This window comes from Nocardioides humi (genome assembly GCF_006494775.1).
GTDB classification, from domain to species: Bacteria; Actinomycetota; Actinomycetes; order Propionibacteriales; family Nocardioidaceae; genus Nocardioides; species Nocardioides humi.
In genome coordinates, this window is record NZ_CP041146.1 from 4,334,151 (window position 1) to 4,349,462 (window position 15,312).

A 15,312-nucleotide genomic window follows, 5' to 3' on the forward strand; every position below is an offset into this window, starting at 1 on the left:
GCTGCGTTGGATGGTTCCGAGGCGACGGGTGATTGTGATCCACGGATATCCCGCAACGGAGGCTAACGCAGTAGAGATGGCACGTGCGCTGGCTCACCGATACACCGGTCGGATCGTCTGGCTCGATGGACCCGAAAGAGCCTATCTCAGTGCTATAGATATCCCAGTTGAGAGGATAGAGGTCGTCGGCCGGAACACGATCCGCGGAATCTTGTCGTACGTGGTCGCAGAGGTTACCTTCTTTACTCACGGTCTGTACGGCACGCCACCCGCCGTGGGGCGCAAGCCGACGGTCAATTTATGGCACGGTGAAGCGATTAAGAACTTCGACCCGCTACTTCCTGACCGTCACGCACGCGGGCGCCCCTACGACTATCACGTAGGCGCTACTCGACTCCTTGGACAACGATCGGTTCAGGTGGCCGGAACGCCACCGCCTCAGTTGCTGCTGACTGGATATCCGCGGATCGCCGCCCTCCGGCGTGACTGTACGGACGGCCAACTCGAAGCATTGGGCATCGATGTGTCTCGGCCTTTCGTCATCTGGATGCCAACTTTTCGACAGACGAAATCTGTGAGTTCGTCGCCTGGGTTCCAGGACACGCTGAACCCGTCCGTGGATCTGGAACTTGCCAGGCTGTTCTCGAACTGGGTGAGCCTGCTCGTAGGTTCGGGAATCCAAGTGGTCGTCAAACCTCATCCCCTCGACAGCAGCGCGCGTGACGCGCAGGGGGCTGTCCTACTTGACGACCACCTTCTCACGGCGGCGGGCGTACAACTGTATTCGGTGCTCGGTCGTGCCGACGGCCTGATTACCGACTTCTCTAGCGTCGCGACCGACTTCCTTCACCTTGACCGACCCGTGGCCTACTTCTTCCCCGATCTGGAGAGCTACCTTGGAGGTCGTGGCGTGTATCCCCACGACGCCTTAGAGCACCTTGCCGGCCCCCAGTTGCATGATGAGCCGTCGGTCAGGGCGTTCATCGACGATGTCTTGTCCGCTGGGGAGGCGTCACGTGAGAAACGTGCGGCAGCTCGTGATTGGTTCGGGCTAGTCTCGGCCGAAAGCAGCGCAGAGCGGCTCCTGGATGAGTTGGATGCTCGGATCCCAAGTCTGCGAACATTGGTCAGTCGGCGAGACCCCCAAGCTCCCGCCGGGCTAGAAGGCCCGACGTGACTAGACCGATGATTCAGGGCAGAGATCGATCGGTGAACTGGCCACCCTGCTCGCTCGCGGGGCCGCCTCTGGGCGACCGGCGGGCCGCGACGGTACTAAGCGTGTCGGGCGGACAACCCGATGTTCGTGGTCTTCGTCCGCGGCGGTGGGCGTGCTGCTAGTGTCGCCAGCCGTGACTCGTGCGCCAGTGGACAATGCCGTGCCGTTTGACTCTCGTGCGAAAGCCCTTGTCCGTAAGGCGGTTGTCGGCTTCGGCAGGCGGGTCGGCATGAGGGTCGAGAATCTCGAAGACGACGCCCAGTGGGTGCCCCGGGACCCGTCCGTCTTCACAACCGATCTGCAACGCAAGATTGTTTCCACCCCAGGGATGATTTCGCTGCGTAGAGCGATGTACCTCTACATGCTGACCTACGGCCAAGGCATCGAGGGTGACGTCGTTGAGCTCGGGTCCTGGCAGGGCCGCTCAACTATCGCTTTCGCCCAGGCTTGTGAAGATGCCGACAACGGAGTCGTACACGCAGTCGATTGGTTCGAGGGCAATCCTGGCTTTGAGGGCAACTATGGGCTCGACAAGGCCGGGGCAAAGGGGTTGGAGCAGGGGTTCCGCGAGAACATCGACAAGGCGGGCCTGGAGCATCGGGTGGTGTTGCACGCAAAGGGAACGGATGAGGCCGCGCCGGAGATCGCGGCCCAGGTAGAGAGACTGCGTTTGATGTACATCGACGCGGACCACACCTATGAAGCGGTCTCTCGTGAGTTGGCGCAGTACGCGGACATGGTTGTGCCTGGCGGGCTGATCTCCTTCGATGATTATGGGCCAATGTTCGGTGGAGTGGTCGAGGCGATCCACGAGCACTTGGCGGCGCATCCGAATCGGTACGCTAAGCCGGTTCAGGACCGCAACTTCCTGATGGTTCGGCGCCGAAACTAGACGCGGTCACGCCTCGATCGCTACTGCGTTGAATGCAACTACGTGGTCGCAGATTCGCAACACACACATCTCGCGGAGAACGCAGCAGCGCCTGCCCGTAAGCGGGCGCTGCTGCGCGTGGTATATACGTCAGCCGTTGATCATGCCCGCGCCGACGGTCACGCCGGTGGCCTCGTCGATGAGGATGAACGAGCCGGTGGTGCGGTTCTTGGAGTACGGGTCGCACAGCAGCGGCACCGTGGTGCGCAGCGTGACGCGGCCGATCTCGTTGACGCCGAGCTCGTTGGTGGCCTGGTCGCGGTGCAGGGTGTTGACGTCGAGGCGGTACTGGATGTCCTTGACCAGCGCGCGGCCGGTGCGGGTGGTGTGCTTGATCGCGAGCTTCTGCCGGGGCTGGAGCGGCTTGGTGGTCATCCAGCAGATCATCGCGTCGATGTCCTGGCTGGGCGAGGGGGCGTTCTTGACCCGGGCGATCATGTCGCCGCGCGAGACGTCGACGTCGTCCTCGAGGTGGATCGTCACGCTCATCGGCGGGAAGGCCTCGGGGATCTCGGTGTCGAAGTGGTCGATCTTGGCGATCTTCGACGTCATGCCGGAGGGGAGTACGACGACCTCGTCGCCCGGCTTGAGGACGCCGCCGGCGATCTGGCCGGCGTACCCGCGGTAGTCGTGGAACTCGTCCGACTTCGGCCGGATGACGTACTGGACGGGGAACCGGGCGTCGATGAGGTCCCGGTCGGAGGCGACGTGGACGTGCTCGAGGTGGTGCATGAGCGTGGGACCGGAGTACCACGCCATGTTCTCGGAGCGGGTCACGACGTTGTCGCCCTGGAGCGCCGAGATCGGGATGACCTCGAGGTCGGGGACGTTCAGCTTGGTCGCGAACTGCGTGAACTCGGCGTAGATCTTCTCGTAGACGACCTCGTCGTAGTCGACGAGGTCCATCTTGTTCACGGCCAGCACGAGGTGCGGGACACGGAGCAGGGAGAGGATCACCGCGTGCCGGCGGGACTGCTCGGTGAGGCCCTGGCGGGCGTCGACGAGCACCAGGCCGAGGTCGGCGGTGGAGGCGCCGGTGACCATGTTCCGGGTGTACTGCACGTGCCCGGGGGTGTCGGCGATGATGAACTTGCGGTTGGGCGTCGCGAAGTAGCGGTAGGCCACGTCGATGGTGATGCCCTGCTCGCGCTCGGAGCGCAGGCCGTCGGTCAGCAGCGCGAGGTCGGTGTAGTCGTACCCCTTCGCCTCGCTGGTGGCCTCGACCGCCTCGAGCTGGTCCTCGAAGATCGACTTCGAGTCGAGCAGCAGGCGGCCGATGAGGGTGGACTTGCCGTCGTCGACCGAGCCGGCCGTGGCGAAGCGGAGAAGGTCCATGCCATATCCCGTGTTGGTGCCGGCCATCAGAAGTAGCCCTCCTTCTTGCGGTCCTCCATGGCAGCCTCGGAGAACCGGTCGTCACCGCGGGTCGCGCCGCGCTCGGTGACCCGGGCGACCGCGACCTCCTCGATGATCTCGGGGATGGTGCCGGCGGTGGACTCCACGCAGCCGGTCAGGGTCAGGTCGCCGACGGTGCGGAACCGCACGGTGCGCTCCTCGGCGACCTCGCCGTCGCGGAGCGGGTTGTGCTCGCTCTCGGTCAGCAGCATGCCGTCGCGCTGGAACACCCGGCGCTGGTGGGAGAAGTAGATGCTGGGGATCTCGATGCCCTCGCGGCCGATGTAGTCCCAGATGTCCAGCTCGGTCCAGTTGGAGATCGGGAAGATCCGCATGTGCTCGCCCTCGTGGAGCCGGCCGTTGTAGAGGCTCCACAGCTCGGGACGCTGGTTCTTCGGGTCCCACTGGCCGAACTCGTCGCGGTGGGAGTAGACGCGCTCCTTGGCGCGGGCCTTCTCCTCGTCGCGCCGACCGCCGCCGAAGGCCGCGGTGAAGCCGTTCTCCTCGATCGCGTTGAGCAGGGTGCCGATCTGGAGCCGGTTGCGGGAGGTCTTGCCGTCGTCGACGACGATGCCGTCCTTGATGGCCTGCTCGACGCTCGCCACGATCAGCCTCACGCCCAGCCGGTCGACCCAGTTGTCCCGCGTGGCGAGGACCTCGGGGAAGTCGAAGCCGGTGTCGACCTGGAGCACCGGGAAGGGGATCTTCGCCGGGTAGAACGCCTTCTCCGCGAGGCGCATCATCACGATGGAGTCCTTGCCGCCGGAGAACATCAGGACCGGCTTCTCGAACTCGGCCGCGACCTCGCGGAAGATGTGGATCGACTCCGCCTCCAGCTGGTCCAGCTGGCTGAGGCGGTAGTCGCTGTGCGTCTGTGCCATGCGCGGGCGACCCGTCCTTTCGGTGGTGCTGGTGGTGCCCTGCGGCGAGGGCTCGCCCATCGTGCCATGCCGCGCCTGCCACGCCGACATCGGTGAGGTCTGGTCAGACAAATCGACGAGTTCGGCGCCTAGGCTGTGCTCGTGCCCGCTGACCTCGTCGCCCGCCTGGGCTCGCGTGCGCTGGTGCCGGGCGAGGTCCGCACCGACTGGGAGGTCCCCGACTACCTCGGCCTCCTGGCCCGCGACGGTGTCGCCGCCGAGCTCGACGACGTCGTACGCCGGGCCCGGGCGCTGCGCCGGCTCGACCCGGACCGAATGCGTGCAGTGCTCTCGGCGCTGGCCGACCCGCCCGCGGCCGAGCTCAACAAGGCCCGGATCGCGGCGGCCGCCGGCCTCCCGGTCACCTCGCTCTCGCCGTACGTCGACCTGCTGGTCCGGCTGGGCGTGCTGGACCTGCTGCCCGGCTGCCGGGCGGCGGTGGCCAAGCGCGCCATCGGCCGCCCGCAGGCGGTGTTCGCCGACCCGGCCGTGGCCCGGCACCTCGCCGGCGACCCGGTGAGCCTGCTGGGCGAGCTCGCCGGCCGGCGCAGGCTGCAGCCCCTCCTGCGGGGGATGGTGGCGGTCGAGCTGCTCCGCCAGCGGGACACCAGCGCGGTGGAGCACCGGGTGAGCTACCTGCGCGAGCGCAACGGCCTGGAGGTCGACCTCGTCGTCGAGCTGCCCGACGACAGCCTGTTCGGGATCGAGGTCCGCACCGCGGCCGCCCTGCGCCCACACCAGTTCACCGCGCTCCACGCGCTGGCCCGCCGGGCCGGCGGCCGGTTCCGGGGCGGGTGGTGCTCAACACCGCGGCCCGCGGGCACCGGTACGGGCCGCGGATGTGGAGCCTGCCGATCGCCGCCGTGTGGGAGTGAGCGGTCTCCAGGGGTCGCCCACCGTGCGCCGGACCGACAACCGCGCGTCATGTCGGCGTCCGGCGCCGTTCAGCGACCGGTCGCAGCCTCGGGAGCATGAAGATCACCGTGGTGGGGCCGGCTACGTCGGCCTGTCGAACGCCGTGCTGCTCGCGCAGCACAACGACGTCTGGGTCTTGGACGTCGACGCGGCACGGGTCGAGGCCGTCGACGAGCGCCGCTCGCCGATCGTGGACCCGGAGCTCGAGGAGCACCTGCGCCGCCCGGATCTCTCCCTGCGAGCCACCCGCGACGCGAAGGCGGCGTACGCCGACGCCTCGTTCGTCGTCGTCGCGACGCCGACCAACTACGACCCCGACACCGACCGCTTCGACACCTCCACCGTCGAGCGGGTCACCAAGGCCGCCCTGGCCGCGAACCCCGCCGCCACCGTGGTGATCAAGTCGACGGTGCCCGTGGGGTACACCAACACGCTGCGCGACGCCCACGCCGGCGCCTCGATCCTGTTCAGCCCCGAGTTCCTCCGCGAGGGACGGGCGCTCCACGACAACCTCCACCCCTCGCGGATCGTGGTGGGCTCGGACACCGAGCCGGGCCGGCTGTTCGCCAAGCTCCTCCTCCAGGGGCCGTCGACGACGACGTGCCGGTGCTGTTCACCGGCTCGACCGAGGCCGAGGCGATCAAGCTCTTCGCCAACACCTATCTCGCCCTGCGCGTGGCGTACTTCAACGAGCTGGACACCTACGCCGCCACCCACGGCCTGCAGACGAGCCAGATCATCGAGGGGGTCGGCCTCGACCCGCGCATCGGCGGGCACTACAACAACCCGTCCTTCGGGTACGGCGGCTACTGCCTCCCCAAGGACACCCGGCAGCTCCAGGCCAACTACCGCGACGTCCCGCAGAACCTCATCAGTGCGATCGTCGACGCCAACACGACCCGCAAGGACTTCATCGCCGACGACGTGCTGCGGCGCAACCCGAAGGTGGTCGGCATCTACCGCCTCACCATGAAGGCCGGCTCGGACAACTTCCGCGAGTCGGCCGTCCAGGGCGTGATGAAGCGGATCAAGGCCAAGGGGTGAAGGTCGTCGTGTTCGAGCCGGAGCTGGACCAGAAGCGGTTCTTCAACTCCAAGGTGATCACGGACCTGGGGACCTTCAAGGAGAAGGCCGACGTGATCATCGCCAACCGGCGCACCGACGTCCTCGACGACGTGGCGGAGAAGGTCTACACGCGCGACATCTACGGCCGCGACTGACCATCCGAAGTGACTACGGGAAGTCCGTCGATCAGGGGACGGTTCGGGCCGGGGCGCGGGGGTACCGTGGAAGGCAGTTCGAGGGGGACTGCCATGGAGATGCTGATCGGAGCCGCGGGCGCGATATGGGTCGCGGCCGCCGCCGTCGTCACGTTCGGGCTGGCACGCGCCGCGGCCACCCAGCCGCCGTTCCAGGTGGAGGGACAGCGCGAGCTCGGCCTCGTCCGCTGATCACCTGATCGCTGGCCACCTGATCGCGGACCGCAGCGCCGGGGCCGCTCAGGTCCGGGCGCGCCTGCGCTCGCGGCTGCCGAAGGACTCGATCTCGGCGACGGTGGGCGCCCCGAACATCGGCAGCCCGAGCCGCTTGCGGAGCATCCCCCACACGAAGGGCACCAGCACGAGCATCGCGACGCCGATCGCGGCGACGACCATCGCCTCCAGCGTCTCGTGGCCCTCGCCGAACGGGTGCAGGCCGGCCTTGAACAGCAGCGCCACGCCCGACATGGTCAGCACGATCACGATGCCGCGCCGGATGAACGACTGCGGCACCCGCGGGGCGAGCCGGGCGCCGAGCAGGGTGCCGGGCACGGAGCCGACGATCAGCGGGATGACCAGGTCCCACTCGAGGCCGTGGATGGCGATATTGGCCAGGGCCGCGCTCAGCACGAGCGGCACGGCCTGGACCAGGTCGGTGCCGACCAGGCGCACGGCCGACAGGCCGGGGTAGAGCATGAGCAGTGCGATCATGATGACCGAGCCGGAGCCGACGCTGGTGACGCCGACGAGCAGGCCGCCGAGCATGCCGACCAGCAGCGTGGGGACCGGCCGGATCCGGGGGTTGTCGTCCGGCAGCGCGCCGCCGCGGCGTACCCGCTTGAGGTTGATGTAGAGGCGCAGCGCGTACGTCGACGCGGCGAACAGCAGCGCGACGCCGATGCACAGCTTGAGGGTCTTCTCCAGCTGCGCGGGGTCGTCGGTCAGCGCCTTGACGAGATAGGGCCCCACGAAGGCCATCGGCACCGAGCCGAGGATCAGCCAGCCCGCGAGCCGCAGGTTGGGTGAGCCCTCCCTGGCGTGGGTGAGCGCGCCCCCGGTCTTGTAGACCGCCGCGGCGGTCAGGTCGGCGGTGACGATCGCCGAGGTGTGCCCGACGCCCAGGAAGATCAGGGCCGGGGTCATCAGCGCGCCGCCGCCCATGCCGGTCAGGCCGACGACGATGCCGACGAAGAAGCCGGCGGCCGCGATCGAGAGCGCGGTCAGCGTGATCAGGTCGTTCATCGCTCGCCTGCCTCCGCGGTCGAGGGCACCGCGAGGCGGCGCAGCACCGCCTGGAGGAGGGCGTCGATCTGGTCGGCGGAGACCTCGGCCGCCGCCTTGCCCCGCCGGTACGGGTCGCGGATGTCGTGGTGGTCGGCCGTCCCGGCGCGGCGGTGCCCGACCGCGGTGACCAGCTCGGCGCCGCGCAGGTCCGGGGCGACCCGCGCGACGGACTCGGCGAACTGCCCGAGTGTGAACGCCTTGCGGAACGCGCCCGGCACCTCCTCGAGCACGAACTGCCGGTGGGTCGCCTCGGCGGTGAGTACGAGGTCGGCCGCGTCGATCAGGTCGTCGGTGAGCGGTCGGCTGGCGAACCCGCTGATCAGGTCGCTGCTCACCCCCCGCTCGGCGAGCACGGCCGCCATGGTGCGGTCGACCGGGTGGGCGTCGAAGCCGTGGGTGCCGGCGCTCGCGAACTCGATCCCGCTGCCGCTGCCGGCCAGGGAGCGCGAGCGGAGCTCCATGTACGGCGAGCGGCAGATGTTGGCGGTGCAGACGAAGAGCACCCGCAGCGGACGGCTCCCGGCGGTCGACGTACGGGCGCCGGCGACCTCCTCGGCGACCTCCTCGGAGATGTCCGGCACCGGCACCGGGGCCGGCTCGGGAACCGGCTCGGGGGCCGGGGGAGCGTCGGGGGCGGTCAGGTCGACGTACCCCGCCTCGCGGAGCGCGACCACGACGTCCTCGAGGGCGTCCTCGATGGAGCGGCCGGTGGTGTCGACCCGGACGTCGGCGTCGAGCGGCTCCTCGTAGGGGGAGGAGATGCCGGTGAACTCCGGGATCTCGCCGCGCCGCGCCTTGGCGTACAGGCCCTTGCGGTCGCGCCGCTCGCACTCCTCCAGCGGGGTCGCGACGTGGACGAGGAAGAACGCGCCGCCGGCCCGCTCGACCATCGCCCGCACCTGCCGCCGGGTCTCGTCGAAGGGCGCGATCGGGCTGCACACCGCGAGCCCGCCGTGGCGGGCGATCTCGGCGGCCACCCAGCCGATCCGGCGGATGTTGGTCTCGCGGTCCTCGCGGGAGAAGGTGAGGCCGGCGGAGAGGTTGCGGCGTACGACGTCGCCGTCGAGGCTGGTGAGGCTGCGCCCGCCCTGCTCGAGGAGGCGGTCCATCAGGGCCTGCGCGAGGGTGGACTTGCCGCTGCCGGAGAGCCCGGTGAAGAACAGGACCAGGCCCTGCTGGTCGGGCCGTGGGCGCTCGGCCGCGGCGATGTCGGCGAGCTCCGGCAGCAGGTGGCCGCCGTAGGCCAGCTCGACGACCGGGTCGGTGTCGGCGTACGACGCCAGCACGGAGATGCGCAGCGCCGGGTCCGCCAGCGAGGCGTGGTCGGCGAGCGGGACGGCGACCACCGCGGCGCCGATCGTCTCGGCGACGCGCAGGGTCGCCCGGAGCAGCCCGACCGGGCTGACCGCCGGGGTCCCGGTGCCGACCAGCGCCACGAGCACGACCGGGCCGAGCCCGCGCAGCTGCTCGACCTGGACGTCGGTCATCAGGTCGGTGACGGGGACGAACGTGCGTCCGGCGTACTGCTCGCGGACGGCGGCCGGCGTCAGGTGGAGACGCCGGAACGGGCCGAACTGCGCGTGGGTCAGCGGCGTGACGGCGAGGCCGCGCAGCACGCTGGAGACGCGGGCGAGCGGGAGTCCCTCGGGGTCGACCAGCTCGATCTCGTCGCCCCCGTCGAGATGGGTGACGAGGTCGTCGGGCAGGGAGAGCGTGAGGGGGCTGCCCGGCTCGTTGAACCCGCGGATCGGGGCGGCCGCTCCGGACGTCAGCAGCTCGAGGTCGTCGAGCTCCCGCTGCGTCGGGCAGTGCTGGGGCAGGGGCGGGGTGGCACACGGGCGATCGTACAGAGTCGAGTGAGTTGATCCGATTTGAACAGTGGAAGCGGACGCCTGGCAGCAGGTGACCTTGTGAACGAGTTCACGCTCCGGGGTGCTTGCCCTCTGCTAACTATTGCTAGCACCATGGTGTCCATGGCTAAGGGCAAGGTCGTGAAGACCGTCGGGTCACTCGGTGACTACCTCAAGGAGCAGCGGGTGTCCGCCCGTCTGTCCCTGCGGCAGCTCGCCGACCAGGCGGGCGTCTCGAACCCCTACCTCAGCCAGATCGAGCGTGGGCTCCGCAAGCCGTCGGCCGAGGTGTTGCAGCAGATCGCCAAGGCCCTCCGGATCTCTGCGGAGCAGCTCTACATCAGGGCCGGGATCCTCAGCCCTGATGACGGCGTGGGGGGATCGGTCGAGCTCGCCATCGTGAGCGATACCGGCCTCACCGAGCGGCAGAAGCAGTCGCTCCTCGATGTCTACGCATCGTTCCTCGCGCTGAACGCGGCCGAATCGGACGGCTCCACGGAGGTCGCAGAAGCGGCGCAGGAGGACGCGCCAACCAACACCGAGACGGAATCCAACCCCGTCGCCAACGAAGGGTGAACCTGACAATGCCGAAGCTCGAGCTTCCCAAGATCGAGATCCCGACCATCGACCTCAAGAAGGTCGACCTCCCCGAGATCCCCGCGGCCGCCGCGAAGCCGATCTACGCCGGTGTCGGTGCGACCGACCTCGCCGTCGAGAAGGTGCGGACCTACGTGGCCGACGTGCAGGCCAAGGTGACCGCCCGCGTCGCCGACGTGCAGAAGGACGTCACCGCCCGCGTCGCCGACGTCCAGAGCAGTGTCAAGGGCTTCGAGCTCCCCGAGCCGAAGAGCCTGCAGGGCAAGGCCGTCGCCACCTTCGCCGAGCGCCGCACCCAGGCCGAGGCCCGGATCGCCGGCCTCCAGGCCGACGCCAAGGCGCTGCCCGCCAAGGTGCAGACCTCGGTCAAGGGCGCGTACGACGAGAACGTCGCCACCGCCACCGCGCTGTACGCCGACCTCGCCAAGCGCGGCGAGGGCGTCGTCGTGAAGCTCCGCACCGGTGAGACCCCGCCGGCGCCGGCCGCGAAGAAGGCGCCCGCCACGAAGGCGCCCGCCGCGAAGAAGGCCCCGGCCAAGAAGGCGCCCGCCAAGAAGGCTCCGGCCAAGAAGGCCACCGCGAAGAAGGCCCCGGCCAAGAAGACCGCGGCCACCAGCTGACGCGCTTCTCCTCCGTTCGGCCCCGGGGCGTCCGTCCCGGGGCCGAACTGCGTCTGGCGGCCGACCGCCTTCCAACTACGATCGGCACATGAGCGGTGGCTTCGTGGGTGCGATCAGCGATGTCGAGTTGTGGATCAACGTCGGCATCGCCTTCGCCCTGCTCGTGATCAAGATCTTCGCGTTCGTCAGCTCCCTGCTCTACTCCGGCCAGGCGTACGTCGCCGCCGACAAGCTCACCAAGCCGACCTGGACCGCGATCCTCGGTGTGGGCGTGCTGCTCCAGCTGGTGCCGATCAACCTGTCGATCATCAACCTCGCGATGACCGTCGCGGCGCTGGTCTACCTGGCCGACGTCCGGCCGGCGCTCGCGGGCCTGCGCCGCCGCTGACTCCCGGCTGACCCCTGACTTATCCCCGGCTGCCGGTGCCCGGGGTCAGATCAGGTCGTCGAGGCGGCCGGCCGCACCCTCGGGCGCGTAGGCCTGGGCGACCTCGCCGGTGCCGATGATCCGCAGCTCGCCGTCGCCCGCGTCGGCGTACGCCGCGTCGCCGCGGCGCAGGTGGAGCATCTCGTCGCGCTCGTTGAACAGGGCGACCTCGCCGCCGGTGCACACCAGCAGCCGCGGGCCGGTGGCGGGCAGCACGGCGCCCGCCGGGTCGGCCTGCGAGCTCTGCGTGACCGACAGCGCGAACTCGCGGGTGGGGCTGAAGACGTCGGTCGACGTGCCGTGGAGCTGGGGCGTCACCCGCGCGACCCGGGACATCCCCTCCTCCAGGCAGAGCACGAGCCCGACGGGGTCGACGTGCTTGGACGTGAGCCCGGCCCGCAGGACGTTGTCGGAGGACACCATCACCTCCAGGCACATGCCGCTGAGATGGGCGTGGATGATGCCCGCGCCGAGGTACGCCGCCTCGCCGGGCTGCAGGGTCAGCCGGTTGAGCAGCAGTGAGATCACCACCCCCACGTCGCCCGGGTGGTGCTTCTCGATCTCCACGGCGGTGGCGTAGGCGCGCTTGATGTCGATGCCCTCGGCGAGCGCGCGCCGGCACCCCTCGACGATCTCGCCGACCTCCTCCGGCCCCGGCGGATCGGCCAGCAGGCCCTCGACGAGCCGCACGATGCCGGCGAAGCCGGGATTGCTGCGCAGCTGCTTGACCAGCGCCGTGGTCGTGGGGTGCTGCAGCGGCATCAGCACCCGGAGGATCTCCGCCGTCGGGCGGAAGCCGACGAGGCTGTCGAAGGTGGAGAGCGCGTAGACCATCTCCGGCTTCGGGTACGGGTCCTTGAACACCCGGTGGGGCGCGTCCATGGGGACGCCCGCGGCCTCCTCGGCGGCGTACCCCGCCCGGGCGCGGGTCGCGTTGGGGTGCACCTGGATCGACAGCGGACGCTCCGCGGCGAGGACCTTGAGCATGAAGTCGAGGTGCCCCGCGACCTCGGTCAGCGGGCGCGGCTCGGCCGAGCCGTCGACGTACCGGGCGGTGCCGAGCGGGTGCGTGCCGAGCCACACCTCGGCCACGGGCCTGCCGTCGCCGCCGCGTCGCTGGAAGCCCGGGATGGCGTCCGTGGAGCCCCAGTCGTAGGACTGGGTGGGGCACTCGAGCGGGAGCAAGGAGACACCTCCTGGGAAGACAGGGCTCAGACACACTAGTGCCCAACTCGGCCCGGGGTCAGTACGCACCGTCCGAGGAGACCACCGCGCGCAGCGTACGCACCAGGATGTTGAGGTCTTGGAGCATGGACCAGTTGTCGACGTAGTAGAGATCCAGGCGCATGGCCTCCCCGGCGTCGAGATTGTTGCGTCCCGACACCTGCCACAGTCCGGTCATTCCCGGACGGACCAGGAGGCGCCGAGACATCGGGCCGTCGTAGAGGGCCACCTCCCGATCGACCTGCGGGCGGGGGCCCACCAGGCTCATCTCGCCGCGGAGGACGTTGACGAGCTGGGGGAGCTCGTCGATCGAGAAGCGTCGCAGCCAGCGGCCGGGCCGGGTGACGCGCGGATCGTCCTTCATCTTGAACAGGAGGGCGTTTCGACCGGTCTGCTCCTGCAGTCGCCCGATCATGCGCTCGGCGTCCACCCGCATGGTGCGGAGCTTGAGGCACTCGAAGGGCTCGCCGTTGCGACCGACGCGGCCGTGCCGGAACAGGATCGGACCCCGATCATGGAGCCAGATCGCCGCGGTGGCGACGAGGAGGATGGGGACGAGCAGCACGAGGAGCAGCAGGGCTCCGATGACGTCGAAGGATCGTTTCCCGAGGGTTCCCGCGTCCGCCCAGGTCGGCGAGTCGACCTGGATCAGGGGCACCCCGCCGACCGGACGGATCCTGATCCGCTCGTGGGAGATGTCGTCGAGGTGCGGCGCGAGAGCGACATCCACGTTCTGGTCCTCCAGCGCCCAGATCGACTCCTTCATGTGGGTGGGATCGGGGATGCTGCCAGAGGCGAACACCACCAGATCGGCACGCTGCTCGTCGGCGACGGAGGTGAGGTGGTCGATCGTCCCCAGGACGGGTATGCCGCCGCGGGTCTCCTCGGCGACGTCCCGGTCGGAGGGCAGCACGCTGCCGATGACGGAGTAGCCGAGCCAGCTCTCGCGACGGAGGGCAGCGGTCATCTCGTCGACGCCCTCAGGTGATCCCGCGACGAGCACGCGGACCTGGAGTCGACCGCGCTGGCGCAGGGCGTGCAGCAGCCGGCGCGCGTACCAGCGGCCCGCGAGCAGCAGGATCGGTCCGAGTGTGAAGGCGAGGACGAAGAAGCCTCGGGCCAGTTGGTACTTGGCGAGGTAGCAGCCGACGCCGACGAGGCCGGCCGTGACGATGCAGGCCTGGAAGACGCGCTTGAACTCCTCGGCACCGGAGCCGAGAAGATCGCGGCGATAGCCGCCCATCAAGGCGGTGACCAGGAGCCACGCGGCGATGCTGAGCGGGCCGACCACGCCGAGCTGCTCGTGGACGCTGGAGTGCCGGGTGAAGATCGACAGCCGCTCACGCCCGAGCAGGGCGAGCGTGCCGACCAAGGCGATGATCGCGACGTCGAGGGCGAACACGCACCAGGTGAACACCGCGAGGGTGTGCCGGGCGCGTGGTGGAGTACCGACGGCTCGCCGAGTGCGATCGGTGACGGTCATCTATCAGGTTTCCCAACCCAGTTGTGTGACGGGGTGCTCCCTACCCCTCCCACAAGGAGCGGCCGGTCGGCCACAGCAGCACCACACAGACCTTAGGCAGTTTCCGCCCGCCATGGCGACCAATCCGGAAAAGTCCTGGTAAAGCCTCTCCGGTGAGGCTCAGTAGGGTCGGGGCATGAAGGTTCTCGTCACCGGCGGCGCCGGCTATCTCGGATCGATCACGGCCACGGCGCTCGAGCAGGCCGGCCACACGCCGGTCGTGCTGGACTCGCTGCTGAGCGGGCCGCGGGCGTACGTCGGCGACCGGGTCTTCTACGAGGGCGACGTGGCCGACCGCTCCCTGCTGCGGCGGATCGTCGCCGAGCACCCCGACCTCGACGCCACCGTGCACATGGCCGCGCGGATCGTCGTACCGGAGTCGGTGGAGAGGCCGTACGAGTACTACCGCGACAACGTCGCCAAGTCGCTGGAGATGTTCGACGAGCTCACCGCGCTCGGCAAGCCGCGGATCCTGTTCTCCTCGACGGCCTCGCTGTACGCCCTCACGCCGGACTTCGAGGTCACCGAGGACGACCCGGTCGACCCGACCTCGCCGTACGCCCGGACCAAGCGGATGATGGAGCAGGTCCTCGAGGACCTCGCCGAGGCGAGCGACCTGCGGGCGATCATCCTGCGCTACTTCAACCCGATCGGCGCCGACCCGGACCTGACCACCGGCTACCACCTGCGCGACGCCACCCATGTGGTGCCGCTGATGGCGCAGACGGCGCTGGGGTACCGCGAGAGCTTCACGCTCACCGGCACCGACCACCCGACCCGCGACGGCACGGGCATCCGCGACTACATCCACGTGTGGGACCTGGCCCGTGCGCACGTGCGTGCCGTCGAGGAGTTCGACGGCGTGCTGGCGAAGGTCGGCGCGCCGTACACCTACATCAACCTCGGCGCCGGCTCCGGCGTCACCGTCCGCGAGCTGCTCGCCGCCGTCGAGCGGGCCGTCGGCAGGCCGGTGCCGGTCGTCGAGGCGCCCGCCCGGCCCGGCGACGCCGCCGGCGCCTACGCCAACGCCGACAAGGCCGCCGAGCTGCTGGGCTGGCGCACCGAGCTGTCCCTCAACGACGCGATCGCGTCCGCGCTCGCGTGGGGGGAGAAGCGGCGGTCGGTCCTCGGCTACGCGTAGCGCCGCGACCC

The 15,312-nt window shown here is 69.5% G+C and carries 14 protein-coding genes and 1 pseudogene; 9 read left to right on the forward strand and 6 right to left on the reverse strand.

The genetic code is table 11. From position 1 onward, the window contains the following. The first annotated feature begins 10 nt into the window (after positions 1–10). Both FIV44_RS21035 and FIV44_RS21040 read left to right on the forward strand, forming a co-directional pair. Positions 11–1,177: a CDP-glycerol glycerophosphotransferase family protein gene (locus tag FIV44_RS21035; protein ID WP_281285880.1), complete on the forward strand. Its 1,167-nt coding sequence runs from the start codon at positions 11–13 to the stop codon at positions 1,175–1,177. 268 nt (positions 1,178–1,445) lie between these two features. Continuing rightward, the gene (locus FIV44_RS21040) at positions 1,446–2,108 is read left to right on the forward strand and encodes a class I SAM-dependent methyltransferase (RefSeq protein WP_141006154.1); all 663 of its coding nucleotides are present in this window, start codon (positions 1,446–1,448) and stop codon (positions 2,106–2,108) included. Between the two features lie 129 nt (positions 2,109–2,237). On the opposite strand, the gene FIV44_RS21045 is transcribed toward FIV44_RS21040, so the two are convergent. Beyond that, positions 2,238–3,509 (reverse strand): sulfate adenylyltransferase subunit 1, encoded by a 1,272-nt coding sequence (locus tag FIV44_RS21045; RefSeq protein ID WP_141006155.1) that lies wholly within the window; start codon positions 3,507–3,509, stop codon positions 2,238–2,240. Next, positions 3,509–4,423, reverse strand: coding sequence for a sulfate adenylyltransferase subunit CysD (gene cysD, locus FIV44_RS21050; protein ID WP_141006156.1), 915 nt, complete (start codon positions 4,421–4,423; stop codon positions 3,509–3,511). Before cysD ends, FIV44_RS21045 begins: the two co-directional genes overlap by 1 nt. A 141-nt stretch (positions 4,424–4,564) precedes the next feature. Between cysD and FIV44_RS21055 the strand changes: the two genes are divergently transcribed. The 3 genes and pseudogenes from FIV44_RS21055 to FIV44_RS30750 all read left to right on the forward strand — a co-directional run bounded on the left by FIV44_RS21055 (position 4,565) and on the right by FIV44_RS30750 (position 6,828). Next, entirely contained in the window at positions 4,565–5,437 is an 873-nt protein-coding gene (locus tag FIV44_RS21055; protein ID WP_141006157.1) for a DUF4143 domain-containing protein, read from the forward strand. After that, positions 5,434–6,597, forward strand: a pseudogene (locus tag FIV44_RS21060) (nucleotide sugar dehydrogenase). The gene FIV44_RS21055 and the pseudogene FIV44_RS21060 overlap by 4 nt, the downstream one beginning before the upstream one ends. Before the next feature lie 93 nt (positions 6,598–6,690). Then, positions 6,691–6,828 carry a hypothetical protein gene (locus FIV44_RS30750; protein WP_181410739.1) on the forward strand — a complete coding sequence of 46 codons (138 nt, stop codon included), beginning with the start codon at positions 6,691–6,693 and terminating at the stop codon, positions 6,826–6,828. Between the two features lie 48 nt (positions 6,829–6,876). Here FIV44_RS30750 and FIV44_RS21065 read toward each other — a convergent pair whose 3' ends face one another. After that, positions 6,877–7,878 (reverse strand): sulfite exporter TauE/SafE family protein, encoded by a 1,002-nt coding sequence (locus FIV44_RS21065; protein ID WP_141006158.1) that lies wholly within the window; start codon positions 7,876–7,878, stop codon positions 6,877–6,879. Further along, positions 7,875–9,536 (reverse strand): adenylyl-sulfate kinase, encoded by a 1,662-nt coding sequence (cysC, locus tag FIV44_RS21070; protein ID WP_246086527.1) that lies wholly within the window; start codon positions 9,534–9,536, stop codon positions 7,875–7,877. Before cysC ends, FIV44_RS21065 begins: the two co-directional genes overlap by 4 nt. A 357-nt stretch (positions 9,537–9,893) precedes the next feature. Between cysC and FIV44_RS21075 the strand changes: the two genes are divergently transcribed. The 3 genes from FIV44_RS21075 to FIV44_RS21085 all read left to right on the forward strand — a co-directional run bounded on the left by FIV44_RS21075 (position 9,894) and on the right by FIV44_RS21085 (position 11,375). Then, positions 9,894–10,346, forward strand: coding sequence for a helix-turn-helix domain-containing protein (locus tag FIV44_RS21075; protein WP_141006160.1), 453 nt, complete (start codon positions 9,894–9,896; stop codon positions 10,344–10,346). A gap of 8 nt (positions 10,347–10,354) precedes the next feature. Further along, positions 10,355–10,987: a hypothetical protein gene (locus FIV44_RS30755; protein WP_181410740.1), complete on the forward strand. Its 633-nt coding sequence runs from the start codon at positions 10,355–10,357 to the stop codon at positions 10,985–10,987. An 88-nt stretch (positions 10,988–11,075) separates the two neighbouring features. After that, positions 11,076–11,375: a DUF2516 family protein gene (locus FIV44_RS21085; RefSeq protein ID WP_141006161.1), complete on the forward strand. Its 300-nt coding sequence runs from the start codon at positions 11,076–11,078 to the stop codon at positions 11,373–11,375. A gap of 45 nt (positions 11,376–11,420) precedes the next feature. On the opposite strand, the gene manA is transcribed toward FIV44_RS21085, so the two are convergent. Continuing rightward, positions 11,421–12,599 carry a mannose-6-phosphate isomerase, class I gene (gene manA / locus FIV44_RS21090; RefSeq protein WP_181410741.1) on the reverse strand — a complete coding sequence of 393 codons (1,179 nt, stop codon included), beginning with the start codon at positions 12,597–12,599 and terminating at the stop codon, positions 11,421–11,423. 58 nt (positions 12,600–12,657) lie between these two features. Next, positions 12,658–14,121 carry a sugar transferase gene (locus FIV44_RS21095; protein WP_141006163.1) on the reverse strand — a complete coding sequence of 488 codons (1,464 nt, stop codon included), beginning with the start codon at positions 14,119–14,121 and terminating at the stop codon, positions 12,658–12,660. Between the two features lie 175 nt (positions 14,122–14,296). Between FIV44_RS21095 and galE the strand changes: the two genes are divergently transcribed. Beyond that, positions 14,297–15,301: a UDP-glucose 4-epimerase GalE gene (gene galE, locus FIV44_RS21100; RefSeq protein WP_141006164.1), complete on the forward strand. Its 1,005-nt coding sequence runs from the start codon at positions 14,297–14,299 to the stop codon at positions 15,299–15,301. The last annotated feature ends 11 nt before the right edge of the window (positions 15,302–15,312 follow it).